This is a genomic window from Kiloniella litopenaei (assembly GCF_000982415.1).
In the GTDB taxonomy this organism is placed as follows: domain Bacteria; phylum Pseudomonadota; class Alphaproteobacteria; order Kiloniellales; family Kiloniellaceae; genus Kiloniella; species Kiloniella litopenaei.
Genome location: NZ_LANI01000001.1, coordinates 247,354 through 273,562 on the forward strand (window position 1 = coordinate 247,354; position 26,209 = coordinate 273,562).

The 26,209-nt window shown below is 45.9% G+C and carries 31 protein-coding genes; 15 read left to right on the forward strand and 16 right to left on the reverse strand.

Annotated features, from left to right (window positions below):
• Positions 1-324 precede the first annotated feature (324 nt).
• Positions 325-918 (forward strand): DUF6151 family protein, encoded by a 594-nt coding sequence (locus tag WH95_RS20285; RefSeq protein ID WP_052741678.1) that lies wholly within the window; start codon positions 325-327, stop codon positions 916-918.
• Positions 919-1,300: 382 nt separating this feature from the next.
• On the opposite strand, the gene WH95_RS01215 is transcribed toward WH95_RS20285, so the two are convergent.
• The 4 genes from WH95_RS01215 to WH95_RS01230 form a co-directional block, all read right to left on the reverse strand.
• Positions 1,301-2,218, reverse strand: a complete 918-nt coding sequence (locus tag WH95_RS01215) for a hypothetical protein (RefSeq protein ID WP_157845845.1) — start codon at positions 2,216-2,218, stop codon at positions 1,301-1,303.
• Between the two features lie 426 nt (positions 2,219-2,644).
• Positions 2,645-4,330, reverse strand: a complete 1,686-nt coding sequence (locus WH95_RS01220) for a methyl-accepting chemotaxis protein (RefSeq protein WP_046501864.1) — start codon at positions 4,328-4,330, stop codon at positions 2,645-2,647.
• A 51-nt stretch (positions 4,331-4,381) separates the two neighbouring features.
• On the reverse strand, positions 4,382-5,047 hold the full coding sequence (locus WH95_RS01225) for a hypothetical protein (protein ID WP_204247659.1): 666 nt from the start codon (positions 5,045-5,047) through the stop codon (positions 4,382-4,384).
• Between the two features lie 201 nt (positions 5,048-5,248).
• Positions 5,249-5,758 (reverse strand): DUF1499 domain-containing protein, encoded by a 510-nt coding sequence (locus WH95_RS01230; RefSeq protein WP_052741679.1) that lies wholly within the window; start codon positions 5,756-5,758, stop codon positions 5,249-5,251.
• Positions 5,759-6,027: 269 nt separating this feature from the next.
• On the opposite strand from WH95_RS01230, the gene WH95_RS20290 reads away from it, so the two are divergent.
• On the forward strand, positions 6,028-6,447 hold the full coding sequence (locus WH95_RS20290) for a hypothetical protein (RefSeq protein WP_052741680.1): 420 nt from the start codon (positions 6,028-6,030) through the stop codon (positions 6,445-6,447).
• A 58-nt stretch (positions 6,448-6,505) separates the two neighbouring features.
• On the opposite strand, the gene WH95_RS01240 is transcribed toward WH95_RS20290, so the two are convergent.
• Positions 6,506-6,778, reverse strand: coding sequence for a hypothetical protein (locus tag WH95_RS01240; protein ID WP_046501867.1), 273 nt, complete (start codon positions 6,776-6,778; stop codon positions 6,506-6,508).
• 103 nt (positions 6,779-6,881) lie between these two features.
• Positions 6,882-7,217: a DUF3969 family protein gene (locus tag WH95_RS01245; protein WP_046501868.1), complete on the reverse strand. Its 336-nt coding sequence runs from the start codon at positions 7,215-7,217 to the stop codon at positions 6,882-6,884.
• A 278-nt stretch (positions 7,218-7,495) separates the two neighbouring features.
• Here WH95_RS01245 and WH95_RS01250 point away from each other — a divergent pair, with 278 nt between their 5' ends.
• Positions 7,496-8,077: an NAD(P)H-dependent oxidoreductase gene (locus WH95_RS01250; RefSeq protein ID WP_046501870.1), complete on the forward strand. Its 582-nt coding sequence runs from the start codon at positions 7,496-7,498 to the stop codon at positions 8,075-8,077.
• 82 nt (positions 8,078-8,159) lie between these two features.
• Here the strand turns inward: WH95_RS01250 and WH95_RS01255 are convergent, their stop codons facing one another.
• On the reverse strand, positions 8,160-8,552 hold the full coding sequence (locus WH95_RS01255) for a helix-turn-helix domain-containing protein (protein WP_046501873.1): 393 nt from the start codon (positions 8,550-8,552) through the stop codon (positions 8,160-8,162).
• A 446-nt stretch (positions 8,553-8,998) separates the two neighbouring features.
• Here WH95_RS01255 and WH95_RS01265 point away from each other — a divergent pair, with 446 nt between their 5' ends.
• Positions 8,999-10,531 carry a DEAD/DEAH box helicase gene (locus WH95_RS01265; RefSeq protein ID WP_082113927.1) on the forward strand — a complete coding sequence of 511 codons (1,533 nt, stop codon included), beginning with the start codon at positions 8,999-9,001 and terminating at the stop codon, positions 10,529-10,531.
• A gap of 91 nt (positions 10,532-10,622) precedes the next feature.
• Here WH95_RS01265 and WH95_RS01270 read toward each other — a convergent pair whose 3' ends face one another.
• Positions 10,623-10,925: a hypothetical protein gene (locus WH95_RS01270; RefSeq protein WP_157845846.1), complete on the reverse strand. Its 303-nt coding sequence runs from the start codon at positions 10,923-10,925 to the stop codon at positions 10,623-10,625.
• 166 nt (positions 10,926-11,091) lie between these two features.
• Here WH95_RS01270 and WH95_RS01275 point away from each other — a divergent pair, with 166 nt between their 5' ends.
• The 3 genes from WH95_RS01275 (at position 11,092) to WH95_RS01285 (ending at position 14,296) form a co-directional block, all read left to right on the forward strand.
• Positions 11,092-12,123 (forward strand): homoserine dehydrogenase, encoded by a 1,032-nt coding sequence (locus WH95_RS01275; protein ID WP_046501880.1) that lies wholly within the window; start codon positions 11,092-11,094, stop codon positions 12,121-12,123.
• A 13-nt stretch (positions 12,124-12,136) separates the two neighbouring features.
• Positions 12,137-13,405, forward strand: a complete 1,269-nt coding sequence (locus WH95_RS01280) for an MFS transporter (RefSeq protein ID WP_052741681.1) — start codon at positions 12,137-12,139, stop codon at positions 13,403-13,405.
• Positions 13,406-13,630: 225 nt separating this feature from the next.
• Positions 13,631-14,296 (forward strand): type 2 periplasmic-binding domain-containing protein, encoded by a 666-nt coding sequence (locus WH95_RS01285; protein ID WP_157845847.1) that lies wholly within the window; start codon positions 13,631-13,633, stop codon positions 14,294-14,296.
• Between the two features lie 34 nt (positions 14,297-14,330).
• On the opposite strand, the gene WH95_RS01290 is transcribed toward WH95_RS01285, so the two are convergent.
• The 3 genes from WH95_RS01290 to hglS form a co-directional block, all read right to left on the reverse strand.
• Positions 14,331-14,564, reverse strand: a complete 234-nt coding sequence (locus WH95_RS01290; protein WP_046501886.1) for a hypothetical protein — start codon at positions 14,562-14,564, stop codon at positions 14,331-14,333.
• Positions 14,565-14,637: 73 nt separating this feature from the next.
• Complete coding sequence (locus WH95_RS01295; protein WP_046501889.1) at positions 14,638-16,116, reverse strand: FAD-binding oxidoreductase; 1,479 nt, start codon at positions 16,114-16,116, stop codon at positions 14,638-14,640.
• 132 nt (positions 16,117-16,248) lie between these two features.
• Positions 16,249-17,673, reverse strand: coding sequence for a 2-oxoadipate dioxygenase/decarboxylase HglS (gene hglS, locus WH95_RS01300; RefSeq protein WP_046501892.1), 1,425 nt, complete (start codon positions 17,671-17,673; stop codon positions 16,249-16,251).
• 307 nt (positions 17,674-17,980) lie between these two features.
• Here hglS and WH95_RS01305 point away from each other — a divergent pair, with 307 nt between their 5' ends.
• Both WH95_RS01305 and WH95_RS01310 read left to right on the forward strand, forming a co-directional pair.
• Positions 17,981-18,382, forward strand: a complete 402-nt coding sequence (locus WH95_RS01305) for a hypothetical protein (protein ID WP_046501894.1) — start codon at positions 17,981-17,983, stop codon at positions 18,380-18,382.
• Positions 18,383-18,433: 51 nt separating this feature from the next.
• Positions 18,434-18,679, forward strand: coding sequence for a DUF6434 domain-containing protein (locus WH95_RS01310; RefSeq protein WP_046501896.1), 246 nt, complete (start codon positions 18,434-18,436; stop codon positions 18,677-18,679).
• Between the two features lie 427 nt (positions 18,680-19,106).
• Here the strand turns inward: WH95_RS01310 and WH95_RS01315 are convergent, their stop codons facing one another.
• Positions 19,107-19,451, reverse strand: a complete 345-nt coding sequence (locus WH95_RS01315; protein WP_157845848.1) for a hypothetical protein — start codon at positions 19,449-19,451, stop codon at positions 19,107-19,109.
• A gap of 79 nt (positions 19,452-19,530) precedes the next feature.
• On the opposite strand from WH95_RS01315, the gene WH95_RS01320 reads away from it, so the two are divergent.
• The gene (locus WH95_RS01320; RefSeq protein ID WP_046501902.1) at positions 19,531-19,764 is read left to right on the forward strand and encodes a hypothetical protein; all 234 of its coding nucleotides are present in this window, start codon (positions 19,531-19,533) and stop codon (positions 19,762-19,764) included.
• A gap of 178 nt (positions 19,765-19,942) precedes the next feature.
• On the opposite strand, the gene WH95_RS01325 is transcribed toward WH95_RS01320, so the two are convergent.
• Both WH95_RS01325 and WH95_RS01330 read right to left on the reverse strand, forming a co-directional pair.
• Positions 19,943-20,464, reverse strand: a complete 522-nt coding sequence (locus tag WH95_RS01325; protein WP_046501903.1) for a recombinase family protein — start codon at positions 20,462-20,464, stop codon at positions 19,943-19,945.
• 6 nt (positions 20,465-20,470) lie between these two features.
• A complete protein-coding gene (locus WH95_RS01330) occupies positions 20,471-21,019 on the reverse strand; it encodes a helix-turn-helix domain-containing protein (RefSeq protein WP_052741682.1) in 549 nt (182 codons plus the stop codon).
• A 200-nt stretch (positions 21,020-21,219) separates the two neighbouring features.
• Between WH95_RS01330 and WH95_RS01335 the strand changes: the two genes are divergently transcribed.
• The 5 genes from WH95_RS01335 to WH95_RS01355 all read left to right on the forward strand — a co-directional run bounded on the left by WH95_RS01335 (position 21,220) and on the right by WH95_RS01355 (position 24,706).
• Positions 21,220-22,035 carry an AzlC family ABC transporter permease gene (locus WH95_RS01335; RefSeq protein WP_204247661.1) on the forward strand — a complete coding sequence of 272 codons (816 nt, stop codon included), beginning with the start codon at positions 21,220-21,222 and terminating at the stop codon, positions 22,033-22,035.
• Positions 22,028-22,324 (forward strand): AzlD family protein, encoded by a 297-nt coding sequence (locus tag WH95_RS01340; RefSeq protein ID WP_046501908.1) that lies wholly within the window; start codon positions 22,028-22,030, stop codon positions 22,322-22,324. Before WH95_RS01335 ends, WH95_RS01340 begins: the two co-directional genes overlap by 8 nt.
• Positions 22,325-22,441: 117 nt before the next feature.
• Positions 22,442-22,891 carry a hypothetical protein gene (locus tag WH95_RS01345; protein WP_046501911.1) on the forward strand — a complete coding sequence of 150 codons (450 nt, stop codon included), beginning with the start codon at positions 22,442-22,444 and terminating at the stop codon, positions 22,889-22,891.
• Between the two features lie 17 nt (positions 22,892-22,908).
• Positions 22,909-23,610, forward strand: coding sequence for a hypothetical protein (locus tag WH95_RS01350; RefSeq protein ID WP_046501916.1), 702 nt, complete (start codon positions 22,909-22,911; stop codon positions 23,608-23,610).
• A gap of 196 nt (positions 23,611-23,806) precedes the next feature.
• Positions 23,807-24,706, forward strand: coding sequence for a hypothetical protein (locus WH95_RS01355; protein WP_046501918.1), 900 nt, complete (start codon positions 23,807-23,809; stop codon positions 24,704-24,706).
• A gap of 6 nt (positions 24,707-24,712) precedes the next feature.
• Here the strand turns inward: WH95_RS01355 and WH95_RS20295 are convergent, their stop codons facing one another.
• Together WH95_RS20295 and WH95_RS01365 are read right to left on the reverse strand one after the other, a co-directional pair.
• Entirely contained in the window at positions 24,713-25,663 is a 951-nt protein-coding gene (locus WH95_RS20295) for a lysozyme inhibitor LprI family protein (RefSeq protein WP_157845849.1), read from the reverse strand.
• A gap of 158 nt (positions 25,664-25,821) precedes the next feature.
• Complete coding sequence (locus WH95_RS01365) at positions 25,822-26,115, reverse strand: LysE family translocator (protein ID WP_052741684.1); 294 nt, start codon at positions 26,113-26,115, stop codon at positions 25,822-25,824.
• Positions 26,116-26,209: the final 94 nt, after the last annotated feature.

Genomic DNA, 26,209 nt, shown 5'->3' on the forward strand with positions numbered 1-26,209 from the left:
AACATTTTGGGTTTTCCGTCAAAAAGCTCCGATTTGCTGTCATTTAAATCACCATTCTCTTTTAAGCCATAAAACCTCCCTACCCTGAGCAAGTATAGTTTGTGTCAACTTGCTAACTTCCCCGGCCTCCCTTAGCCGGGGATTTTTTTACCCCGTCCTTTGGATCAGTCATTTCCCGACCCGATAATTACGCCTCAAAATCACCCCTCAAAATTTCAGCCCAAATTACAACAGGCAAAAACCTATTGTTCTGCCAGGCTGAATCTTTAATATTTCCCAAATTGCATTTACATCAGATAGTTAAAGCAGGGCCAAAGGCAAACCATGACTGATATCCCGTTAAAATGCACCTGTGGCGAGGTAAAGGGCATCGCACGTAATATATCGCCGCACACCGCAAGGCGTGTGATCTGTTACTGCCAGGATTGCCAGGACTTTGCGCGAAAGCTTGACCGTGCAGATGATATTCTCAATGCCTTTGGCGGGACTGATATTATTCAAATAACACCTTCACAGGTCGAAATTACCCTCGGAAAAGATCGTTTGCGTTATTTAAAACTGTCCGAAAAAGGAATTTACCGTTGGTACACGGACTGTTGTAAAACACCCGCCGGGAATATGATTGGTCCCAAGTTTCCCTTTTTAGGTGTTGTCCATAATTTCATAGCGCAAAATGATGCCCCAAACGATATAAGAGGCAAAATTTTAGGGCCTGTCCGATATTCAATAATGGAAAAGGATATCATCAAACCACTTGTTACGCCGCCCCCGGAAATGCCAAGGGCAGAGCATTCGGCAGATAAATTTCCCCTTGGTCTGATGATTAAAATTTTCACACGGTTATTTCTTGATACCCTTAGCGGGAAAAACAAACCCAATCCCTATTTCAAACCCGACGGAACACCTATTTCAGAATAGATATTTCCCCGGAAACAGCTACACACGAATAAATCAGGAAATAATCGGCCTATTTTCTTTTCTGTTCCCGTACTTTTACTGAAACACGACAAGGAATTTCGGATTTTGGAACGTCAAAAACCCGGGTCAGGCCTTTAAAAAAAGTAAGCAGTGGTTTTAGTAATACCATTACGGTCTTCCTTATGAGTTTGCTTTTTATCTGTTCCCACGTTTTGGAACATTCTTTCCGGGGTCGCCTGTTGGAACTTATCCAAACCCCTTTACCTTGCGAGCAAATTTATCAAGGAGCACCCTTAGCAATGAGTGTGTTTACAGACTATATTTTGCCAAAGAGTCTTTAAAAATAATTTAACAAATAAATCAGATTACGTATGAAAAGGATCTAAAATGGCATCCCCTCAGCGTAATCACGAAGAGAAATATCCGCATCAAATCCAAAGGTGATTGCAGCAATTTTTCTATCCGTTTCAGGGTTAAAAATCGGCACTGTTACCGAAACCAGAAACTTACGCGCCGAGCTATCGAATTGAATTCGAGAAAAATTTATTGGCTCACTATCATCAAAAATACGACGGTACTTTTCTTCGTCTCCCTGCCAGTAATCCGACGTAATCTGGCTAAGGCCCAATATATATCCCTGATCATCAAAAACAAAAACTTCAGAAATTTTACCCTGCGACTTTTGTTCCATTTGCTTTAATTTTTTAGATAATGAATTCGCCAAAATGGATTTCATAAAAGGGGTCAGAGTTTTTTGTTGCCCTTGTCTGGCCTCTATCCACGCCACGTCCTGTTGTCGCCTGGTAATCATTTTGCCGGTAACAGCTGTGTGGTCGCGGTCGCTGCTTTCGTTAGCCTGCTTAACAATAATATCTTGTAAACCCTCAAAAGAAGCAAAGGCCATTGCTAGATCAGCAAGTCTTTGCTTTTCAGTTACCGTAGGCTGTTTTTCATCTGCAGGACAGAGATCAATTCGACCATTAAATTCATCTAAAAATGTAGGGTTAAGTGCCAGAAAATCATATGAAAAATGAGCAACAAGGGGAACATAGCGCACAAAGGAAGATCCAACATTCTCCACACTTAAGTCATTTTCTTTGGCGGCTTGATAAAAAGCGGCCTCATCAGCCAAAACATAATCAACCCGTTTATTTAACAGAACTTTGATCAAGCTCTTCATATCACTGGAAAAAGCAGTCTTCTCAAATCGATGTTGCGACAACCAACTTCCTTCATTCGATCCAAGAACACTACCTATTCTGTCACTAAGATTAGGTACGGGATCAATGGATGTATCCAACGGCGCCAAAAGGCGAAAAAATTTCCACCTTTCCAGGGCCAGTGGTTCTGTTGCAATTCCCATTTTGTTCAATTCAACATTGGGAGTATTCAGAAAAAGACCATCCACCTTTCCTGTTGCCATTAGGTGCCGATTTCTGTTTGGCGGGGATAGAATAATTTCATAATTACGGCCCATTTGCGTCAAGACACATCGGACAACCTGTACACCTGTTCCTGTTAACTCTTTACCAATCAAAAGCTGATAGGGCGGATGCAGATGCGTCCTGAGCTGAATAATAGCATCGGCATCTGCGGCATAACCAACAGCGGCATAAAAAAAAGACTGCCACAAACACCCTGTAAGGGAACAAGCGATACATATCTTTCTCAGAAACACTTTATCTCCAATAATTACAGCACTAACAGCCCATAGTTCTGGTTCTAACTACAGGGCTTTCACCTCTGTCAGAAAGATCGAAATATCCTGTTTTAGCGCATCGTTATTACGCCCCATTTCCCCGATAACGCTTTGCTGATTTTCAGCCAGATTACCGGTTTCTTCAGCTGCTTTTGCGACCTTTTGAACAACGCCTGCAACTTCATTTGCGCCTTGGGCAGCTTCTTCGACATTTCGGGCAATTTCGCTGGTCGCGGCACCCTGTTCTTCAACTGCACTGGCAATAGCAGCAGTCAGTTCATCAATTTTTCGAATGGTATCACCAATACCCAACACCGCGTCTGCGGCCGAGGCTGTTTCACTTTGAATTTCATTGACCTTAATGCCAATTTCCTCTGTGGCCTGCCCTGTTTGTGTTGCAAGGTGCTTGACCTCACTCGCCACAACGGCAAAGCCTTTGCCAGCGTCACCTGCGCGGGCAGCCTCAATGGTTGCGTTTAACGCAAGCAAATTCGTCTGTTCAGCAATGTCACTGATAATCTGAACGACTTGTCCAATACTTTTTGCGGCATCATTCAGTTCCACAACTTTGGAATTTGCCTGTTCGACCTCTGTCACGGCAGCCTGCGAAGCCCCCGAAGTCTGGTTCATCTGACGCGAAATTTCACTAATCGAAGACGTTAACTGTGTCGTTGCAGCTGAAACCGTTTGAATATTTGCCGATGCCTCTTCAATCGCCGCCGATGCTTCTTGTGACAGTGTTCCGGTTTGGGCAGCATTACCAACCATGGTTGTTGCTGACTGCGCAACCTCTGAAACCGATTTTGAAACGACCTCCAATCCACTACCCATTGTCGCATCAAACTCTTTGGTCAAACGTTCCATGCTTTCGTGGCGTTTTCTCTCTGTCTCTTGCTTGGCTTCTTCCTGCGCACGCATTTCACGTTGTTCAATGGCATTTTCTTTAAAGACCTCTACCGCACGGGCCATGCCGCCAACTTCATCCTGACGATCAGCGCCCTGAATTTCAACATCCAGTTCACCGCTGGCCAGTTCACTCATTTTTTGAGTTATGCGACCAAGCGGAGTGGAAATTGCCCGGGTCAGGGTAAAGGCCAGGAAGATGGCCGCCAAAGCCAACACAGAAATCGAAACGATAATTGTTATCGTAAACTTGTTAAATGCCCCTTCTTTCACAGAAGCCGCATCAATGGAAATTTGGTTCAACAAATTGTTGAGATCTAACGCAACAGCATCAAATTCTGCTATTGTTTCTTGCGGTAACCCGGAAACTTCAATGGCTCTCGCCTGATTAACGGTCAGGTAATTCCGCATGAGCTGAATTTGAGAGCTCGCAAACTTATCAACCCAGGTCTGGTAATGAACTGACAATAATCCCACAGCCCCGGTCAATTGATCTTGCCCCGCAGACAACGCTTTCAATTCAGCAAAATATTTTTCTGTTGTAAGGGAAAAGTCATTAAATTGCTGTAACCCCGAACGATCACCCGTCAAAAGATAATAAAGCAGTCCCTGACGCTGATTGGAAAATGATTCTTTATACTGGTTATAGGCAAGCTCAAGTTTATTGGCTTTTTCAATTTCCTCGTCTGCTGATTTGATATCATTAATCGCCGAAAAAGAAACCACAGCCATCAAAAGAGTAACAGCAACAAGTAGAGAAAAACTGAGAATGAGTTTATGAGCGATCTTTAAATTACGAAACAACTGCATCGGAAAATCCTTTTACTACGTCAAACGAATTGGCTAACGGTACGAAACGGTTTAGTTATCCGCACGTCGGCGTGCCAATTCCGTTAGATTGTATTCAACAGTCACAGCACCTATTGGCTTGTTGCCAGCGTCAGAAACTGTCAGATTTACCTGGGTTCGCCATGTCTTGGTCGCTTCATGGAATTCAGGATCATCCACAAATATTGCATCAGATCCATTGGGATAGGTCTTGCTAAATTTTGCCTCGTCCCCTTGCCAAAAATCAGATGTAATGGCCGATTGCCCAACATTCAGACCTTTTGCATCCATAATAAATATCTCGGTAAACAGCCCACCCGACCCGGCCTGAATTTGTGTAAGGTAGTTTGATAACGGGCTGCTCAGTGTTGTGGCGATCAAGGGCTGGTCTTCTTTGTCCCGCTCTGCACGCCACTGTTTATCCAGGGCATCGACTTCGCTTTGCGAGATCGCCGCGTATTTTTTATTCTGGGCATTAATTGAAATTTCGACGACCGCGTTCTCAAGCCACTTTCTGATTATCTCAACCGCGGCATCATCAATCAAATTTTTCGAAGGTGCTTGGGTTTCAGCATAGACAGGTGTGCCCGAAAAAATTGCAATGACCAAACTACTACACACACTGGCCCCAACCCCTGCTTTAAACCAGATAAACAAAGCCTTGGCTCTGTCAAAAAAAATGCCGAAAAACATGCTCATAACGTTCCTTTCCCAAAAACGTTTTCTCTATGGCAACGTATTTCCGTGTATGGCCAGGCTTTCGTCAGTTCATTCTGATCTTGTGTGACTTAATGTGAAATATCCCAACCATAGATTGCCAAACATATGATAGTATGAGCCAAGGCATTAAGAATTATTTAAGCATGCTTCATGGTTAAAAAAATAAAACAACAGACAGATCTATAGTTGGGACAACCAGCTTTTTATACGCTGTTCATTGAAGCCAAAATCACTTTGCCCATAGTGGGAACGACTATAGATCGCCAAAGTTGATGTTGTCTGATCAATCGGAATAAAACGAATAGTAATGCTATCGGGATACCGCATCCATTCAGTGCGCTGAATAAAATCGTACTGTAATTTTCCGTTATTTATAGCCCCTGTTTCAGTGCGATTTTCTATACGGGGCTGTTTTTCAATAAATGACAGCCACTCGGCCTTTAGCTCTGTCACCGAAAGATTATACACCGGGCTTTCCAAATGACTTTGCGCCGTACAAAAATCTTTTGGACAAACCAGAAACTGATTTGGGGTTGGGGCAAGCGACAGAGTAGCAAAATCGATATTCTGGTGCTCTACTGAACCAAAGATCAAGGCAAGTCCCTTGTCTCGACCAATAAAGATCAACGCCACCAATAAAAGAAGACAGGTTCCAAACAAGGCCCCCATAAGCAATTTCATAAACTTCATGATGCCCTTTCCTTTCCCCTATGAATTTACTCTGTTGCGCCCTTATTTGTTGTACCTTTATTTATTGTAACTGTCTTTTCCTGATGCCTTTGTGGGTTAGGCTTCGATACCAATATCGCCGATTTCGCCATTCTTCACACGAATTGAGCACTCATTAACCCTTTGTGCGTAGGATATAGCAAAGGAAGATCAAAAAAATACCAAAGAAAACATCAGAACAATCCAGTAAAATACAATAACTAAAACAGGATAGTGAGGAAAACACCCCGATGTCACTAAAATTCCCACCCCACTATTCCCCCGATACAAAACCTGCCTATCGCGAGGATTCATCCGATATCTTTAGCCGCGGCAGTTTGATGTTCACCTATGAACTTTTGCGCAAACAAAACCCGGAACTTGCGTTAACTATCCGCAATATCGTTCACACGCAACCATTGGAAAAGTCAGCCCTGGGTATCAACAATAAAAACACCGACCATTTTCGGGTTCACTTAAACCCGGATCAGGTACGCACAATTGTCGAAGGCCTGATTACACAAGACATTCCCTCACCGTCTCCAGAAAACATGGGCAAGGTTATCATGGCAAAAGCCTTGATTGACGAATGGACAAAACTCGCCCGCACGATGATACAGGATAAGACAGGCCTATTAGGAAATCAGTCCGATGGGCCTGTTTCTAACTAATGAAGTTATTTTCGATAAAGACTATAGTTGTTTCACCTTCTTGAGACTAATCATTCCGCTATAAATTATCTCTCCATTTTTCTCGATAAACTTCCTCTATTTCTTCGAAAGAATACATATACTCCCTAGGTGACGTTTGAAGATCAATTCCCATAAGATACATTACTCCCGACCATAATAATTCTTCATCTTCAGCAGGGGAGAATTCTAGCTCTTCGTAATCAAATGCATACATCTTTTCACAGGCCCAACTGTCAACTTCTTCTCTGGAAATTTTCCCTGCTAGAAGTTTTGAAAATATATCAACAACTTCATCCTTCGTGATTAGCATCTAATCTTAACTCCATAATTTTTTGGTTGTAGTTGATATAACTACTGTTTAAGAGCGCAAAATTATGAACACTGTGAAAAATACCAATAACGAACAAAGACACTCACGCTAAATGTTTTTCAGTCCACCTGGGAATATCGGTTTTTATAGGAGGCATTTTCTTTATCGCGTTCATGGCATTCATTGTAAGCTCGGTTAAAGAATCATCAAACTTACTTGGCACCAAATCTGTGATATCGTCCAGCTCTGAACCTAAATGGACCAAATTAATTATTTCCTCACTAAATTCACATTTTTCAAGCAAAGACAGTACTCGAGGCGAGTACAATAAAAACTCTGCATCGCTAATTTCCAATGCCCCCTCTTTAATGCTTTCAGTAATTCCTATGCTTAACAACAACATCACTTTTTCAATACAATTTCGTTCTTCTGAATTCATTATCTATCACTCCAATTTAGTATACAGGCTAAACACTTCCCCCATTGTTATGATATGAGTTATTAAGACTTTAATATCTAAAGTACTGCTTCATAACTTAATATGCTTATTCCAAATGTTAGGGAAGATCTTTGATGTGGTAAAAGCACTAAGGAGCTGTTTTATGAAAATTTCAAGCTTTGACAGCACAACATCAAACACAATATTGCAATTCCATAAGATTAATGCACACATACTTGTAATATGAAGCCCCACATCTCTTAATAAAGGAAAATACCGTGAAATGTCTGGTCGTTATTGCACATCCGTTGGAAGACAGTCTGTGCAAACATCTTGCGAAGGAGACGATTGCACATTTGAAGGCCAAGGGGTATGAAATTAAGGTCAAGGATCTCTATGCGGAGAACTTTGCACCCGCCCTCAGTCCGGCCGAGCGGCAGAGTTATTTTACGGAAAACTTTGACAGCAGCGCCTTGGAACTTGACCTGGCACAGCTCAAAGAAACGCAGAGCCTTGTGCTGATCTTTCCGACCTGGTGGTTTAGCTTTCCCGCAATCCTCAAGGGGTGGTTTGATCGCGTGTGGGCGCCGGGGCATGCCTATGATCATGCCGATAACAACAAAGCTATTTTACCCAAGCTTGATAATCTGATCGAAATGAAGGTTATTACCACTCTGGGGTCCCCAAGGTGGGTTGATCTGTTGGTTTTGCGCCAACCGGTTCGACGGGTTCTGAAAACCGCAATCCGGGGTACCTGTGCGCCCAAGTGCCGATTTCAGATGCTTTCCCTTTACGACAGCGAAAGCCTAAGCAAAGAAAAAGTGGATCGCTTTATCGGAAAAATCAGAAAGCAGTTTTAACCAACGCTTCCCTCTTCCTATTGATAAAACAATCCACTTTGGATTAATACAATTTCTAAATTACAAGATGACAGGTCAGTGCTTAAAGTTGCTCCGCATCCTGTTCTGCCTGATCTTCCTTGATGCCGCGCTGAACCCGGTTCACTTCGCTGGAAATTTCAAAAAGAAGTTGTACCATGCGTTCGTGCATGGACTGTAAACGGTTGATTTTGCTTTGTAGATCAGCAGTTTCAACAACTTCTACATTTGGTGGCAGACTGCTATTGTCATCGGACCCTTCCAGCAACCAAATCATATTCACACTCAACACACCTGCCAGCGCGACAAGCTTGTTCGCGCGAGGTTCAGAACGATCACTTTCCCAGTTGTTCATGGTTGAGACTTTAACGCCGACACGGCGCGCAAGTTGCGATGCACTTAATCCCTTACTTTTACGTGCCGCCTCAATACGTTCGCCCATCGTGATATATGTCATAAAAAATTCCCAATATTATTTAACAAAACGCTCAATTTGTGCCTTTGTGATAACCACTTGAACAAACGAAAACATCAAAAGTGTATCCCTTTGGCACTACCCAAAGGGATACACTTTTAAGGTGGCCATCACAAGGGTAAGTTTTGACATCGGCATTAACAACCACCATAAAATACTGATATTACTTAGTTATTTTTTATTATTTTCTTATTTCAATCAGACAACAGACCTTGAACCGCATTTACAAAAAACAGATCACCATCTTTTCCCTTTCTTTACCTATCCGATCTATTCTTACGCCCTTACAACACGTGACTTTCACATGCTGTTCCCTTTTCTGCCTGTAATACGTCCCCTGACATGGCTGCCCCGCAGCATCGTTGATTGACAGGGGGGATATTCAGCTATAGTGAAACCGCATTCTATTAATTTGATATTTGGCGATAATGAGCAATTTTTCCGATCTCGGCCTGCGTGACCCTATTCTTCGTGCAATCAAGGAAGGGGGCTATGAACAAATGACCCCAATCCAGTCACGGGCTATTCCCAACATTATAGAGGGAAAAGATCTGATCGGGGTTGCCCAGACCGGAACCGGAAAAACCGCGGCCTTTTCATTGCCATTGATCCAATATTTGCTCAAAGGCGAAGGCAAGCGTAAGGCCAAGACGGCAAGGTCCCTGATACTGGCCCCGACACGCGAGCTTGCGATCCAGATTTCAGACAACGTCCGCGACTATTCCAAATATCTGCACCTGCGCAGCACCATCGTTTTTGGCGGCGCATCGGAGAAGCCGCAAATCAAGGCCATGGCCCCCGGTGTCGATATCCTGATTGCCACCCCCGGGCGCTTGCTGGATTTGATGTCACAAGGCCATATCAAGTTAAACGAAGTTGAGTTCCTCGTCCTTGATGAAGCAGACCGCATGCTCGACATGGGCTTTATCCGTGATATCAAGAAAATCATCAAAGAGCTGCCTGAAAAACGGCAAACCGTTCTGCTATCGGCCACCATGCCCAAATCAGTCACTGCACTTGCCAACTCTATCCTGATCGACCCGGTTCGTGTAGAGGTTGCCCCGGCGGCCACAACTGCGGAAAAGGTTGAACAGCATGTCATGATGGTGCCCAAGAACCGCAAACGTGATTTGTTGGCATATGTGCTTAAAGACAGCGATATCAAACGCGTTCTGATTTTTACCAGAACAAAACATGGCGCGAACCGCGTTTCCGAGTTTCTTGAAAAACAGGGTGTTACATCTGCGGCCATTCACGGCAACAAATCACAGAATGCCCGCCAACGCGCGCTGAATGAGTTTCGCGATGGCAATATTCGCGCCCTTGTTGCCACCGATGTTGCCGCACGGGGAATTGATGTTGATGGCGTCACCCATGTCATCAACTTTGAACTGCCGAATGAACCCGACAGCTATGTTCACCGTATTGGCCGTACAGCCCGTGCAGGTGCCACAGGTATATCCTATTCTTTTTGCGATCACGAAGAACGCGCCTATCTAAAAGATATCGAAAAGAACATCCGCCAAAGCGTTCCCGTCTTTGAAGATCACCCCTATCACAACGAAGGGATGACCGCCGCCCCGGCTGGTGAGAAAAAAGGCGGCAATAACCGCGGACACCCAAACAGAAAGGGGCGCAACGGAAATGGCAAAAACCCAAATCGCAACCAAAGCAGTAACAAAAACAAAGCGGGCAGCAACAACAGGCGTTCCGGCTCTCAAAAAGCATCAGGTAACACAGCAAACAAAACACAGAAAAACTCGGCTGGAAAAGCTGTGGAAAACACAGCTGAAAAGCCAACCGGCCACCCCAACCGCAAACGCGCGGACAATAAGCCCGGAAATAAACAGGTGAATAAACAGGTGAATAAACAGGGAAATAAACCGACTAATCGTTCTGGTAATCGCCCTGCGAATAAATCAAGAAACAGATCTTCAGCCAAAAATCCTGACGCAGCCTGATCCGATATAATTTATATTCAATCAGGATAAAAAGTTGCATGGCACATTACAGGTGCGCCTAACCTAAAAGTGACACAAAAACCACCACCCATCAAGTTAGTAACAGCCCTGTTTCATGCCAGTGATAAACAACCATACTGATCGAGACCGGGTTAATAGCAATCGCCAACAAAGATCCCACGACAGCAGTTGTTTTGGAATAATAGGTCCCTGTGCGCAGGCTCTGGGGGAACACAAAACGTATGGCCTTTATCCACAGCTGCCCCCACCATTTACAAATTTTCCAGAGCGAGAGTACAACGATCTCATAAAAAATTCCAACAAATACCCTGCTGATAACGTTCCAGAAAGCGACCATTGCAATCATAAACAGGGTAGAAAAAATACTTTCCAAATTTAACGCCCTCCCAAGCCTCATTCAAAAGTCGCCCTGTTTTCATAGATTGCAATCAAAATCACACACGCAAAGCTTGCAAAGATAATTTTTAAAGTGTTTCATTCCCAATATCTTATTTAACCCCGGTATATTATTTAACAAGATTCCCTTGAAAGCATTTTCCATGATGATCAAAACGGCCCTTGTCGGTCTGGGCTCTGTGAACAAAAACCTTTTAACAATCCTGATCAACAAACAGGAAAGACTGCAACGCGACCACGGTATCTGTTTTCAGATCGTTTGCGTTTCAGACAGTTCCGGCGTTGCCGTTGATCCCGACGGGTTTGAAGCACAGATGATTATTGATCGAAAGAATGCAGGTGAACGCGCCTCTTCCTTTAAGGGGTTTAGAAAAGGTGCATCGGTTGAGAACGTTTTGGAAGACACCAAAATTGATCTGGTTTTCGAAGCGTCCCCGGTTGATCTGCAAACAGGGCAACCCGGTCTTGGTATTACCCGCACAGCCCTGGCCAAAGGTATTTCCGTTGTCCTTGCCAACAAGGGGCCTGTGACACTTGCCTATGAAGAGCTAAAAAACCTCGCCCGTGGTTCTGGCGCAGCATTGGAAATGAGCGCAACGGTCTGTGGCGGCTTGCCAGTTCTCAATATTGGCAGGCGCGATCTGATCGCTGGTGATATCAGCAAATTGAAGGGCATTTTCAATTCCACCAGTAACTTTATTCTGGATGAAATGGCAACGGGGCGTTCCTATGATGACGCGCTGGCCGAGGCACAGGAACGCGGCATTGCCGAAGCTGACCCCAGTCTCGATGTTGGCGGATGGGATACGGCAAACAAGCTGGTCATTATTGCCAATGCTATTTTGGGCCAGACCGTTACCCTCAAGGACGTTGATGTCACAGGCATCGAAAATATTACCGAGGACGACCTGAAAAACGCCCGGGCCGACAACAAGCAAATCAAGCTGGTCGCCACATACGAAAACAACAAACTCTCGGTCGCCCCTATTGCCTTGCCACAAGAAAGTTTCCTCGCCCATTGCACGGGCTGGGAAATGGCGGTGGAACTCCACACCGATATCTATGGCATCATGTACCACAAACTCTGGGAACGCGAACCCGTTCCCACAGCTGCATCCATGCTGCGTGATGCGGTAAACATATTTGAAGACAGGGCGCGCAAAGCCTCTTTGTAGAAACGGTTTTACCATGCCCAGTCCCGATAAAGCTTCCCTCCCGGAAAAATACGCTGAAGCCCCTCATTCAGATGGTACACCCGTCAAGAATATTCCACTGAACAGGCAGGCTTACCTCATTTTATTGCTGCTTTTTACCGGGGTTTGCTGTAATGGCATGATCGTGCCCTTTATGGGCTTTTTCATCATTGATGAATTGGGGCGTGACCCGTGGGAAATCAGCATCTATGTCGGGCTGGTCAGTGTTCTGACCCTGGTGATGAACCGCCAGTTCGGGGAACGCTTTGACAAGGGGGCACGGGTACGCCCGCTTATTGCCATATCGGCCTTTGCCTTTTTAATCGCGACCGCAACCCTGTCGCTTTACCCCTCTTATTGGGTCATCATCGGCTTTATCAGTCTTTGTTTCAGCTTCTCAAATGCCTCTACATCCCTGATGTACAGCTTTGGGCGTGCCTATGCCGAAAGTCAGGGCATGGCGGTTACCAGCTACAATTCCTATCTGCGCAGTATGACTTCGCTGGGTTGGATGATGGCCCCGGCTCTTTCCTTTTTCATTGCCGGACAATGGGGAAACTCTTTTGTCTTTTATACCGCAGCTTCTCTCGGCCTTTTGTGGGTTATCCTCTGGTTCTTTGTTGTCCCCACAGATTTCACCGCGGCGGCCAAAGAACCATCCTCGAACCAACCATCATCGCAGTCCAGATCACTCAATCACGGATTATATCTGGAGGCCGCGGCCTGTCTCTTTATCGCCGCGGCGCATATTCTGACCAGTGCAGCCCTGCCGCTTTATTTTACACAAGAAGCCAAACTGCCAACCTTTGCACCGGGTCTGGCCTTTAGCATCAAGTGCCTGACCGAAGTGGCTGTGATCCTTCTTATTCCCTATGCCATGCAAAAGTTCAGCGCCAGAACAGCACTATATGCCGCGACCATCATCGCCATGCCAACCTTCTATATTCTCTCACAGGTGGACAGCATACCTCAGTTAGTGGTGGGTGCCGCACTTGAGGGGCTGTACTACGGCATCTTCGCCGGGGTCAGCATCACCTTCGTACAAAGCTTCGCCAATGGCCGCTTGGGCCGCGCCACCTCGCTCTATATGAACAGCCTTTTCCTCGGCGGCATGTTCGGCAACGTCTCCATGGGCCTGATCGCCAGCGCCTACAGCTATCAAACGGCAATCCAGCTCTCCCTCGTGATTATCACCATCGCACTGGTAATCCTAATAGCCTCCCGCTGCAGCGACCGGGCTGTCGAGGCAGGGCTGAGTGTTTAAAGGAAGAAAAGCAACCCACACGCCCCTCTTCCTCATCCGTTATTAAATCACTAAGAATTTGCCTGTATTCTGACAAAAACATGTTTCACTTGGGATCTTTGTTCAGGGCAAGAGATGAAGAAGCTATTTGCATTATATACGGTGTCAGTATTACTCCTGTCGTTTGCTTCATCCCCGTCATATGCAAAAAATTACAAGGTTTGCACTGTTGAAATTCCAGGCGGTATGACAGAGGATAAAGAGGGCCCACAGCCTCTGTTTAATTTCTATCAGGAAGTGATAAAGGACGTCAGCACAAAAACAGGTCACACCTTTGAGCTACAGTTTGCCCCCGCCCAACGGTGTCAGAACCTGTTTTTCAAAAAAGAAATTGATATCCTCTGGCCCTTTATCATTGCCGAGAAAAAAGAGCGCATTACTGATCAGGGCTATTCCTTTCTGCCAATCTATTCCATGCCGATTATCATGGGCGGCTATCATATTTTCACCAGAAGCGATCAGCCGATCATAAATGAAGTCAAGGATCTGGACGGAAAATCTGTCGTCAGCGCACGGGGCTATGGTGTTCCCTTTGAGTATGAAAAAAGCGATACGATCACAAAATCAATCACCAACGACAACGCTCTTATCCCAAAGATGATCACGGGGAAACGAGTTGATGCCGGTATCATTCAAACGGGGTGGATACCAACCCTGAGGGAACAAGGGCTTTTAGAGGGCCTGCACCACGGCGAGGTCATTGATTTCTGGGGTGGATCTTTTGTTTTCCATCCCGATCAGGAAGGCGTCGGCCTGATGAATTCCTTTTCAAACACCATTCTACGCCTTGTCACCCAGGGAAAATACCGCGATATGATGACAGGCGCGCCCTATTATATTCCCAATTATTAAGTAAATGGCCCAATTATTAAGTTTAATGCGTCCGTTAACTGTTTCCAAAATTCACCATCAAAATAACAAACCAGAGCATAGGATGAGAAATAAATCCGAGAATACGTCCCCATAATATTGCATCGTCAGCACCATTAGGTGAGTTCGAAAGCATATTTTCCATGAATCTAGTCGTTACAGTAAACCAGCCAAGCATCAAAAATTTTAATAGTGAAACATACACAAATTTTACAACAGCAAATACAACTACAAATAAAATAGCTTTCATCACACCCCCAATCAGCAATCATAGGGTGCAGATTAGCGCAGAAAAAAGCAACCAGATAAGACGCTAAAACTTTCTAACCCAGTTTGACATCGCCGAGGTCACCCGGTGACAAAACGTCCTTTATCTGCGCCGCCAGTTCCTTCACCTTGTTGGGCGTATAGCTATCATAAAATTCCTGATTACTGCGACCAATGGCATGTTCGGCTGAAAAACTGCCGTTGTATTGTTCCACAACCATTTTCACGACCCATTCCCGCAAGGACGGAATAAAAGCGGCATCGTTCAGACGCGGATCATCCTGTGGGATCGACAGGTTAAAGTGCAGACCGCCATCCCCCACATGACCAAAATCACAAATCCGCACATTAGGGAACTTTTCAGGGAGCTCCTGTGCCATAAAGGACCGGAATTTCATCAAATCGCCACGCCGGAATGACACATCAAAAGCCACCAGTTTACCCGCGTGTTTCACCCCTTCTGAAAGAGCATGTCGCAAGGCCCACATTTCTTCGGGGCGTCCGATAAAGGCATTTTCCAGCGGCGCCTCTTCGTCTTCCCAAATTTCGGCCAACACCACTTCCATCAACTCGTCCAGGCTCTGCTCGCTATCACGTTTGGCCCAGGTGCGGGACAGTTCGACCAACAGAACATAATCCGGAATGTCCCCACCGGGAAAGGGGTTGCGCAGCGAAGGCACATGGTCAAAGGCTGCACGGATCGCCTCGGCCGACATACCTTCGAAGGCTGTCAGGTTGCTATCACAGCGTTCTTCCATTTCCAGCAACAGCTTAAGCACCGCCGCTTCATCACGGGGCACCAACAACGCCGCCGTTGATTGCTGTGGCAAGCGGACAACATTCAAAACGGCTTCGGTTACAACACCCAACACGCCTGTGGTTCCAATGAACAGATGCTTCCAGTCGATGCCGGTATTGTCCTTGCGCAGGCCGGACATAAAATCTAGCTCGGTCCCGGTCTCATCCGCCAAAACGACTTTCACGCCCAAAGTGTTCTGACGCACATCGCCGTAACGCAAAAAACGCGCCCCGCCTGTGTTCGTCGCGATCATCCCCCCGATACGGGGATCTGCACCCAGATCAATGGGGAACACATAGCCTTTGGGCTCCAGAAAAGCATTAAGGTCAGACAGACGGACACCAGCCCCCACGGTGACAGAACGGTTTTCTTCATCAAAGATTATCTGCTTATGCGAAGAAGCGTCAGCCCCTTGTGTTTCTAACAGTCGATCAAAGCTGAGAACACCTTGCATGCCAGAGCTATCAGGTGTCGAAGCCCCGACCAGGCCACTATTACCGGATTGCGGCACAAGGGTAATTCCCCGCCCATAACAATAGGCCAGTACCCGGGACGTTTCCTGACTGTTCGCGGGGCGCACAACAAACGCAGCCTTTCCCGCACCATAACGGACACAGGTTTCATAAGGGACCAAATCATCCCCGCCACTACCATCACCGTGATCGGCTTGCATCAGTCCCTTTTCACCAACAATATCGATCAGGGCGTCAAGGTCTTGTGGGGTCGGGCTTGTCATGTAAATAAACTCTGATTTTTAAATATTCGGGGTGCCCCAAAACAGGATATGTATAAGGGCACCCGGTAAGATATAGAGCCATGTTATAAGCAGAGTTATATAACATGGCTATAATTTATTATGCCGCCAACTTTAAGCCGCGACAGGCGCTTCACTCTTCAGGGATTTTGCCGAAAGTCTCTCATAACAATCCGTCAATGAAGCCTGCTCCAACTCGGCATAGAGCGCCAGTTCGTCTAGAACCTTTGCCCCCAGAGCCTTTTCAAAAGCGGCCTGACTTGGGTTGCTGTACACAACCTCTGCCCCGCCATCACCGAGATTGGATTGGAAAATGCCCGCGGCTGATACCGGCAGGAAATCTTCGTAAACAATCGGGTCCATCCGCAGGATACCAGCTTCCAACAATCCATCAACGGTGCCGGAAATACCCACAGACTTGGCTATTTCCGCACCCTTTTCGCTCAGGGAATAGCGGAAGAAAGCCAACCCTTCGGCGCGCAGCTCCTCGTAACTGTCGGGGAAAGCCGCAAAGCTTTCGACCAGTAAGTCTTCATAAGCTCCTTCACCAGCGCGTACAGCTGCGCGGGTTTTATCCAGCAATTCATCATAGAGCGCTCGCCCTTTCGGGGTCAGGGCAATACCGCGCTGTTCAATCTCGCCAAAACGGGCGGTGTGCGATCCCTCTTCCCAACTTCCATCGGCCTGTTTGAAAAATACTTTCTCTTCCAGTGCCTTGAAGGATGTCTGACGCAACAAAATCGGACATTTGCGCTGGGGCGGTCCCTCAATCACCGCTTTGGGATCAATCCCGCGCTTGGGCATCCCCACCTGAACCGCATCAATATCCAGCGTCCTCGGGGTCAGGTGATTGATATGCGGACCATGGAAGCTGACGATATCGGCGATCAGACGATGTTCATCATGCAAACGATTATAAAGCTCTCTGTCGATGTTGGCTTTACTGTGCCAGCGAAAGGTTTCCAGTGCTTCTGTGACAAACTGCGCGGCGTCTTCGGCATTCAACCCGCCCTGAGCTTCGGCCCGGTCGATCAGGTTCAGGGCCGCAGTGGTGAAAATCTCGCGATTGTCCAGAACCTCTTGTGCTGCCGCCCGCAAATCTTCGTCTTCGATAAGTTCCAGACGCAACAGAGACGTAAAAATCCGGAAAGGATTTTGGTTCAAATCAGCCTCGTCCACCGGACGAAAAGCAGTGGAGTGCACGGGGATCCCCGCTACAGACAAGTCGTAATAGCTGACAGGCTCCATACCCATAACGGCAAACAGACGGCGCAAAGTGAAAAGCTCTTTTTCTGTCCCAACGCGAATAGCACCATGGCGTTCTTCGGTAATACGCGCCAGTCCGTCAGTATGGGTCAGTTGCTCGTGAAGATCTTTATCCTGTTCCAAAGACACCGCATTGACATCAGCCACCAGATCCATCAACGCGCCGTACGCCGGCACTTCTTCCTTGTACATGGCGGACATTGCCTGTGAAAACTGGGCGCGTATGTCATTCTTTGCTACAAAGGCATTGGTCTGAATGTTATCATTTGTCATTACTAAATCTCCGAACGCAACTATCGTTGCTTTTACTCGCCAAACGAGCTTTAACCTATGTTCAGGTTAGGAGATAGCACTTGTGCAGATGCGAAGAAAAACGATATCTTTTCATCACTTCATGAGTTTTAAGAATGTACTATCAATCCTCACATTGAATACAACTGGGTTTCTCCTACACGAAAATAATTCTTTCAATCCATGTTCACGGAACTATCCTGAACCAAAAGCCACTCATTTTGCTCTATACACATAAACGTCCATTCACTGGTGATAATCCCTTAGACACAATCATGGCGAAACAATTATGACTCTCACGTCCGATATGTTGAATAATCCTGTTGGTGCAGTGACCTATACGCCCAATAATAGCGCCAACGGCTCTCTCCATGCCCGTTGGGCCTTTAGCGCACAGGAAGATGTTCATATTGTTTGTCAGGGAACAGCGATCCGTCAGAAAACCGGGGCCACCCCGCCCCAAAGATCAGATGTAAACAGTGATACACCCACTTATGATCCCTTTATTGGAACCTACAGCATTGCCTATACTGGCCCAGATGGTCACGAGAGTGATCCGTGGGATCTTTTGATCACCAAAAGGGACGAGATTTATCACGCGATCTGGTCAAAGAATGATATTGTGCATTACCACGGTATTGGATTTGTTTCACAGGGAGATCTTATCTGCGGATGGCGTCCGATTACATAATGTTCCATCACACATAAAGAAAATGGATCGGTTGGCACTGAGGGGAAATAAATGAACAAAGATCAGAAAACATCACCTGAAAATATTAACTGGCATTCAGCGACGTTAACCCGTGAGACACCGATTACGGAAAGCTACAAACACACACAAAATGTCCGCCGCTTTATGAAACTGCAATGCGGTGAACACTTCAAATTTAATCGGGACTTTATGAGTTGGATCAAAAACGGAACGCCAAAAACACTCGGCGACGTGGCGGACCAATGGCTGCATCAAGAAATGACCAATAAAAAATAATCAAGAAATGGCCTTAAATATAACTTGTCGCTTTTTTTTGAGTGCGGCTATTTTTTGAGTACGGCCTGATGATCGTTTTTAAACTTCGCGCTAAACCTTGACCAAAATCTTGCCAAACGTATGCGCAATGGTAGAAACGGCACCAATGCCGCATTATCTGACGTTTCATCCCAAAACATTGCGCCTACTCCCTTTTTTGACCCTTCTCTTTTTTGATCGGGTCGTTGTTGTTTCTGCTTCCGTCTTTATTTCCCGTTTGTCACGGGCATCTAGTTTTCACGGCCATTCTGTTTTCGCTGGCATTTTTATGACGGCTTACCCCACGTATAAACTCTACGCCTGTTATGTGACTCTAATATTTCAGTTTTGTGAACTTGCACACTTTTCAACTAAAAAATCTTCGAAATTAAATAAAATCAAACACTTGTTAAACAGCCCCTTCTATCCCCCTCCCCCCAAGGGGAACAAGCCCTCTTTGCACCGGCAAAACATTAAGGATTTTATTAATATTTGTCCCTCTATACTGGCGGGATAACAGGAAAGATCTGGCCAAAAAAATTTCGGAAAACCGAATGTCATCATGACCAAAGCCAGATACACAAGATGCTTTTCCAAGAGATAAACCACCTCTGGGAACATCTTGTTTTATGTCATTTTTGGCATATCCCGGTACTCCGCTGTCAAATAGAGTACCATGTTCGCAAGGCTCGGATGCATATCTGTCGAACAAATGACAGACGGGAATATCAAGAGCCTTATCAGTGCGGTTCAAGTGTTGTGTTACCATAAATATTGTGTTGCCAGGGTTTAATCTCACTCTAGAAGAGTCCGGACTTAAAGGAGTTCTGATTGTGGCTTATAGTGCAAAAAATCTAAGCGAAGATTTGGGTAAGGAAATGGAACATGGCTATCGCGCGAGTAAAGTCGCAAAACTGGCCAGTCAAATTCATCATAATCATCGTCGGGAACTATCCCGCTATCTCGATTGCAAACTGATGCAACTCACGGCAATGGAAGAAGGGCCAGAGTTCGAGTTTTCCGAAGGCGAAATGCGACATCTGATTTCTGAATTACGCAGCCATTAAAACAAACGGGTTTCCCAAAAAAGAACGAGAAGGCGGCAAAAAGCCGCCTTTTCTCTTGGTACCCCTTAACTAATGCCAGGTGAAAATGATTGAACGTTGCCAGCTCTAACTCTTATTTCTGTCTTATCGCTTATTTCTATTTTATCTCTGGCCCCTATTGGACGCCCTATTTCTGAACCTAGTTCTGGTTTTGGTTTTTTGGGGCCTTCTGAACCTGCTCGGGTGAAGATAACATCACCATTGCCGCCTCGATATCATCTTGCGAGGGACCTTGCTGCTTCGCAGATTTTGACTTTTTTTGCCCGGCTTTACTCCGCCCTTGCCCTTTAAGAGTGCGCTCGATAGTCAAGTCGCGTTCATTGTCCGCAAGGGCCGCGATAAAACAATGAAACATCTTCCCCAGTGGCGTTCCCGAATTCAGCCCCTCACAGAGCGATTGAAAATAGATCCCCCGCGATTGCAAATCCTGTAGAAAAGTAATCAGATCAACCGTGCGCCGCCCAAGCCGATCTAACCGCCAAACCACAAGACTATCGCCAGCATCCAGTTCAGCCAACGCTTCTTCCAAGGCTAGACAGACAACCCGATTGGACGCCAGAATTTCAGAATAAACCTTGTCACAGCCCTCATCCTTCAGCGCTGCAATCTGCTGCTCCAAATTCTGCCCTTCCCCGGACGTCCGTGCATAGCCGATCTTCATTCTGTCCTATCCCGGGCTTTCCATGATCAGGATCAACATTGCCTTGTCGGACAGTGCTTCATATAAATGCTTGCTATCGGCGGGATAGCGATAATAATCGCCTTCGGATAGTTCCTGTAAATTGTCCTCGGGGCCAAGGCGGACCCGTCCGCGACAGACAAAAGCATGTTCAACCGTGCTTTGTGTATGGGGTTCGGCCTCTCTTACTGATCCGCTTTCAAGATAAACGCGATAGAGATCCCGGCGACAGGAAATGGGACAATCAGCCAAGAGAGTAGAAGACAAGGTTGATAGATCAGACGATAGCTGATCTTTTTCATCGGCACGGATGATGGTGAAGTCGGATTTGGGTGTTTCAAACAGAAAGCTAAGCGGAATATTCAACGCCGATGCAATGGCCCAAAGGGTTTCGAGACTGGGATTGCCTTGCCCCCCCTCTAGCTGAGACAGTGTTGATTTTGCAATACCCGCCTGGGACGCCAAGGCTGACAAGCTCATCTTTGCGCGGGTGCGTTCACGCTGTATTGCCTGTGCAATCAGAGAAACCGGGGTCATATCCTCAATTTAGCTCCCAAATGTGTTCTTTATAAGAAACGAATGTTCTATTTGACGAACACTTCTTCTTCGTTCATTATACAGAACAATAACACTATGTAACGAACAAAAATCATTTCTTTCTTTTTTCATGTCATCGACCCGTTTCGGGATTTCGAGACAGAGAGTAAGCGAAATGGTTTTTGTCAGGAGACCGCCGAATGAGCGACCAGACATATACAGAACACCCCCCCTGTGGCGGTATGCCAACACGTAACCCCGTGGGGGACAACAGCCCAAAAACGGTAATGGTATCGGACATTAAGGATGGCATCAAAGATGTCCTGCCAATTTTGATTGCCATTGTTCCTTTTGCCGCCGTTTTTGGTGCTGTTGCAATTGATAGCGGATTAAGCTTTGGCGAGGTCATGTTAACCTCGCTCTCCATCTATGCCGCCGCCAGCCAATACGTGATGATTGATTTGATGGGACAGAATGTGCCCGTCTGGTCCATTGTTCTTGCCGTCTTTGCCGTGAATTTCCGGCATGTGCTCTATTCCGCCTCTATTGGCCGGACAATGGGCGCTTTTTCATTTTGGCAAAAGGCCCTTGCCTTCTTTTTACTGGTTGATCCGCAATTTGCCTCATCCGAAAACCGCGCCACCAAAACAGGTCTGCGCCCCGCCTATTATTTTTCCTATGCCGCCATGATTTACGGTACATGGATGGCATCCAATGCCATCGGGGCCTTGTTTGGGGCGCTGATAGAATCCCCAGCCACCTATGGGCTGGACTTTATTCTGCCGCTGTATTTCACAGGCCTTGTTGCCGGTTTTCACAAACGCCCCAACTTTATTCTGATCCTGATCACAAGTGCGGGCGTTTCACTGGCGGCTTACCTTACAATCGGCAGTCCCTGGCACATTACCCTTGGCGGGATCGCCGGGTTGATCATCGCCGCAGCCTTAAGCAAGCCCAAAGACACAAATACTGCCAAAGCCATAAACACCCCCGAGGAAAGTACTGCCAATGTCTGATACCGTTTTCTTAATTTTGGCCTGTGCCCTTGCCACCTATGCGACCAGAACGGGTGGGCATTTGATCCTGTCACGCTTTGGTGCAACCCATTATCGCCTCGAAGCCGCGTTAGAGGCTGTGCCAACCGCCGTCCTGACCGCTCTGGTTGCCCCGTCACTGATCACCAACGGCCCCGCCGAAGCGATCTCCATTCTGGTGGGCGGGCTAGTCGCCCTGCGCTATTCCTTGGTGGTCAGTGTCATTTCTGGATTGGGGACTCTTATTATACTGCGGAGTGTTCTAACCTGATCAGAATTTACAGCCAGAGCATATTCTTTTTCTCGGTAATAAGTTATGGTAGATTCCCTCTAACGCCTTTCCCAATGGGACATATTCACACCGTAGAAACAGATAAGCGAAGGCCAAGTGAAAAAAGCAAAAAAACAGGAAACATTTCTGTTTAATTACTGGCGCGACTATTGGCAAAATACTGGGTCCAAAAGCTGGCTTTCTCTCTTAGGGAAACCGCCCTTGGAAGAACCAATATCTATGAAAGTTGCCCGCGGTTATACCCAAGCCGTTCGCGCCCAGGAATACAGCCCGGAAAATTTACTGATCCACCTGTCCAATCAACTAAAGCAGATTGACCAAATTCGGGATAGAGAAAATACCTTATTCGGGCGTATCTACAACAAAATGGCTGGTGACAATCCTCGCATCGTTACACTGGACGGCACCGTTATCCAACAGCTTTACGACACGGCTGAACAAACACCACCGATCATTATTGAACGACAGAAGCTCTATGAAATCGATCACGCCGAACTCAGAGAGCTTTATAAACAGGCGTCAAAAGTGATTTCACCAATATCCTGAGAACCGAATATTAAGAGATGGATATTAAAAAATATAATGATCCCCACGAAGACTCTGGTTTTTTGCGATATGCAATTACACATGGGGTAACCGAACTTCTCTCCACCGCAACCTATAGCCCGGACAACCTGATCATCGCGACTGAAAAAAAACTCGAGGCAATGCATGAAATTATTGATCGGGACAAAACATTTTGGGGGCGTTTTAAAAACTGGTTTAACGGCGAAAAACCGGACCGCATTCTGGTTGACGGCGGCATGTTGATTCAGCTGTTTGAATTATCAAAACAGAAATCTCCCTATACCTTAACCTCAAGCCATCAATACACTATTCCCTATTCTGATCTCTATGAACTCTACAAAAAGCTTTTGGTTGCCGTCGCTCCCGAGAAGGCTGTGAAACTTGATAAGAGCCAAACCATGACAATTGATATTGCTACCTTAAAAAGTGCCAGTGATAAAATTTTTGCTTACCTGGAAGAAGCCAATATTACCGAAATCCCTTTAGAGCATGATTTGCATTGGGTCATGAAGCATAAAGAAGCATTGGATCCAACGAAAGAACCTCGTTTTTCAGGCCTTGGGCAGCTCACCGACAACTATGATGCAATGGTAAAGATCGCAAACAATAATGATGAAAACGAGGATGATACCCCCATACCTTATAACTTTGTTTGGCTGGCAACTTTATTAGATTACATCGGACACAGAGCTTTGTAGGTATCCAAATAGAATGTATTGAGATTGAACTTCATCGCATATGCAATATACAAGCAATCTGTATTGCATTTTTTAACCAACCAAAACAATTCTGTAATAATGCGGGGCTATTGTCCAAAGTGATATAGGCCGTGATAGATACCGAATGTTTGCAAAAATAACGCAGGCATTTAGCTGACAAAAGAATGCCCCGCGAATGAAACCAAATCTGGCAGAACGCTTTTTACTGGATGAATGTAATCCAGAGACAAAACGGATATTGGAAACAGAAATCGATGAAATGATTTCCGGGCGTGGCCCCCGGTTTCGCGAACACCATTTCAATCTCTATGACATCAAGCTGGATGCGGTGCGCCGCAAGGTTGGCATTGTTGATATCTTTGACCCCAAGGAAAGTGGCCGGATAGAGCTGGAAATGTTCCACTTTCGCCTGCTCCTCAAACGATTAACCAGCCAATCAGCCCCGGATAACTATGGCAAGGGGGATAACTATGGCAAAACGGGTTCCGGGGTTCTGAATTTCCTGACATCAAGTGCCAAAAAACTTTCCCCGCGCAACAGCAGTATTGCCTTTAAGAACAAGGTTCTAAAGAAAAAGCGGGAAAGTTATAACCTTTATGAAACCACACCACCCTTGCCCCGGAAAATCATCACACTCGGCCTGATCGAAAATAACAAAAAGATCACTTTACTGATTCAGGATGATCCCAACGGCAGTGAAGAAATTCCGACAGAAGAAAAAGCCCGTTTTTGCATTAGTTTCCCCAAAGTCATCAGCTATCGCCAATCCACAGAAAGCTATCGCCTAAAGATGCTGGCAACCATGGACCCCTCCCTTTTGGCCTCTACGGGTTATGGGCTTTTTACAGTGGAAAATTCCAAATTTTTCAAATGGCTGGACAAAGAAAGCTACAACCGCTTTGAAAAACGGGTTCCAACCCACTACCTGTTGATCACGCACCACGAAGTTTACGATATCCTCAGCTACCAACCGCCAGAGGTAACAGAGCTTGAACCCGACACCCTGTCCCAACAGGATCATACCCAGCAAAATCATACAATGGAACAGGGCTTTTCAATCTGGGATCTGGTTTAGATTTATCTAGTCACTTGATGCAGTTCGGCAATTAAGTGTCTCGTTACGCCAACGTAAAGTTACCGTATCATCAAAAAAGGTTAGTTGATTCCCAAAGGCGCCTGAAAACAATCTGTCTTGCACTTCTGTCACAGCATAGGCCTTGACCAGGATATCCCTGCTATCGCCCCGCTCAACAATAACAACAGGCAGAATCAGATCCAGCTCGGTTGCATAGAATTCGTTTCGATCGTTGCCATCACATGTAAAACGGGTAGCTGGCTTATCAACTGTGGTAAGATCCCACTCTGCCTGTAATCTAACAATTCGATGTAAGTAGCTATCCTGCACACAGGCTTTGATTTCCTCTTGTTCTTTCCAACAGTCATTTCGCCCCTTGATCCAACCGCGTTGCAAAGCCATGAGTTTTGATTTTGCTGCTTGTTGTCTTTGCGAAGGTAACTTATTTACGGCATCAAGTGATGCATTATAAACGCCGTTCAACGTATGATCCAAAAACATCAAATCACGATCTGAACAAATTAGTTTTTCAACCTCAGACGTCACTTTTTCACACTTAAACGTGGGGCCAGAGGGGACACCGTATTCTTGCAAAAGGATGTTTTGTACCCAACCAGTAACACCAGAATAGAGATCGGCGCCTACCTGTGCTGTCTCCTTATGCTGCAAAAAAGAAACCTTACACCACACATTTTCCTTAGCGGTTTTCTTTTCATCGTCACTAAGTTTTAACCAGTCTTCATAAGAAAGAACCCCTGTGCAGCCCAGATTTTTCAATCCTACTGTACCGTTCGTAAAAACTGCTACCACAGAGCTTTCTGCATGAGCCTCAACCCGGATTGGTGCTTCCGATGACTTTACACGAAAAAAATCAGGGCCATCCGCTTCTGCCCAAACAAAACCGGGGATAAAAACAACAGACAAAACAGAAATAAATGATAAAAATTTCAAATACATAAATCGCTCCAACACCGATGAAACCATTAAGTTTAAGGTACCACGGTATCCTCTGAAAAACAGAAGTTTTCAAACAAGATGAATTCTTCACGCGAATTACTGTCCGCTTTGACAAACTCAAAACTGACAAGTATTTAAAATGCAAAGGTTATATCCCCTCACCCCCGCCAGCGAAGCAAGCGCTTATAGCCCAGCCATCCCAAATAGCAGGCTCCGACAATCTTCACCCCAAGGGCAAAGCTTGGCATTGCCTGCATAAGCTGACCAAGACCAAAAGCAACCAGTACTGTCAGGATAACACCCGCAACAAAAATCCCCAGCGAAATCATCAGGCCAAAACGAAATCCGCGCGTAGAAGAATAGGCCGTAATCAAAACCAGATCAGGCCCCGGTGCAATGACCACAAAGAAAATTGCCGTCAAAAACAACGGTAAAACAGATACATCAATCATCACCGGAACACCCCATCAGAAAAGACGGGCTTTATCTTTATTTGATAGCGCGCTTATGCACCAATGAAACTTACTCAGAACTGCTATAAAAAAA

What these genes read in the sequence shown, in the direction of transcription:
- WH95_RS20285 (WP_052741678.1), top strand. Translation starts at nt 325, where the DNA reads ATGACTGATATCCCGTTAAAATGCACCTGTGGCGAGGTAAAGGGCATC.
- WH95_RS01220 (WP_046501864.1), bottom strand. Translation starts at nt 4,330, where the DNA reads ATGCAGTTGTTTCGTAATTTAAAGATCGCTCATAAACTCATTCTCAGT.
- WH95_RS01225 (WP_204247659.1), bottom strand. Translation starts at nt 5,047, where the DNA reads ATGAGCATGTTTTTCGGCATTTTTTTTGACAGAGCCAAGGCTTTGTTT.
- WH95_RS01230 (WP_052741679.1), bottom strand. Translation starts at nt 5,758, where the DNA reads ATGAAGTTTATGAAATTGCTTATGGGGGCCTTGTTTGGAACCTGTCTT.
- WH95_RS20290 (WP_052741680.1), top strand. Translation starts at nt 6,028, where the DNA reads ATGTCACTAAAATTCCCACCCCACTATTCCCCCGATACAAAACCTGCC.
- WH95_RS01240 (WP_046501867.1), bottom strand. Translation starts at nt 6,778, where the DNA reads ATGCTAATCACGAAGGATGAAGTTGTTGATATATTTTCAAAACTTCTA.
- WH95_RS01245 (WP_046501868.1), bottom strand. Translation starts at nt 7,217, where the DNA reads ATGAATTCAGAAGAACGAAATTGTATTGAAAAAGTGATGTTGTTGTTA.
- WH95_RS01255 (WP_046501873.1), bottom strand. Translation starts at nt 8,552, where the DNA reads ATGACATATATCACGATGGGCGAACGTATTGAGGCGGCACGTAAAAGT.
- WH95_RS01265 (WP_082113927.1), top strand. Translation starts at nt 8,999, where the DNA reads ATGAGCAATTTTTCCGATCTCGGCCTGCGTGACCCTATTCTTCGTGCA.
- WH95_RS01275 (WP_046501880.1), top strand. Translation starts at nt 11,092, where the DNA reads ATGATGATCAAAACGGCCCTTGTCGGTCTGGGCTCTGTGAACAAAAAC.
- WH95_RS01280 (WP_052741681.1), top strand. Translation starts at nt 12,137, where the DNA reads ATGCCCAGTCCCGATAAAGCTTCCCTCCCGGAAAAATACGCTGAAGCC.
- WH95_RS01285 (WP_157845847.1), top strand. Translation starts at nt 13,631, where the DNA reads ATGACAGAGGATAAAGAGGGCCCACAGCCTCTGTTTAATTTCTATCAG.
- WH95_RS01290 (WP_046501886.1), bottom strand. Translation starts at nt 14,564, where the DNA reads ATGAAAGCTATTTTATTTGTAGTTGTATTTGCTGTTGTAAAATTTGTG.
- WH95_RS01295 (WP_046501889.1), bottom strand. Translation starts at nt 16,116, where the DNA reads ATGACAAGCCCGACCCCACAAGACCTTGACGCCCTGATCGATATTGTT.
- hglS (WP_046501892.1), bottom strand. Translation starts at nt 17,673, where the DNA reads ATGACAAATGATAACATTCAGACCAATGCCTTTGTAGCAAAGAATGAC.
- WH95_RS01305 (WP_046501894.1), top strand. Translation starts at nt 17,981, where the DNA reads ATGACTCTCACGTCCGATATGTTGAATAATCCTGTTGGTGCAGTGACC.
- WH95_RS01310 (WP_046501896.1), top strand. Translation starts at nt 18,434, where the DNA reads ATGAACAAAGATCAGAAAACATCACCTGAAAATATTAACTGGCATTCA.
- WH95_RS01325 (WP_046501903.1), bottom strand. Translation starts at nt 20,464, where the DNA reads ATGAAGATCGGCTATGCACGGACGTCCGGGGAAGGGCAGAATTTGGAG.
- WH95_RS01330 (WP_052741682.1), bottom strand. Translation starts at nt 21,019, where the DNA reads ATGACCCCGGTTTCTCTGATTGCACAGGCAATACAGCGTGAACGCACC.
- WH95_RS01335 (WP_204247661.1), top strand. Translation starts at nt 21,220, where the DNA reads ATGAGCGACCAGACATATACAGAACACCCCCCCTGTGGCGGTATGCCA.
- WH95_RS01340 (WP_046501908.1), top strand. Translation starts at nt 22,028, where the DNA reads ATGTCTGATACCGTTTTCTTAATTTTGGCCTGTGCCCTTGCCACCTAT.
- WH95_RS01350 (WP_046501916.1), top strand. Translation starts at nt 22,909, where the DNA reads ATGGATATTAAAAAATATAATGATCCCCACGAAGACTCTGGTTTTTTG.
- WH95_RS01355 (WP_046501918.1), top strand. Translation starts at nt 23,807, where the DNA reads ATGAAACCAAATCTGGCAGAACGCTTTTTACTGGATGAATGTAATCCA.
- WH95_RS20295 (WP_157845849.1), bottom strand. Translation starts at nt 25,663, where the DNA reads ATGTATTTGAAATTTTTATCATTTATTTCTGTTTTGTCTGTTGTTTTT.
- WH95_RS01365 (WP_052741684.1), bottom strand. Translation starts at nt 26,115, where the DNA reads ATGATTGATGTATCTGTTTTACCGTTGTTTTTGACGGCAATTTTCTTT.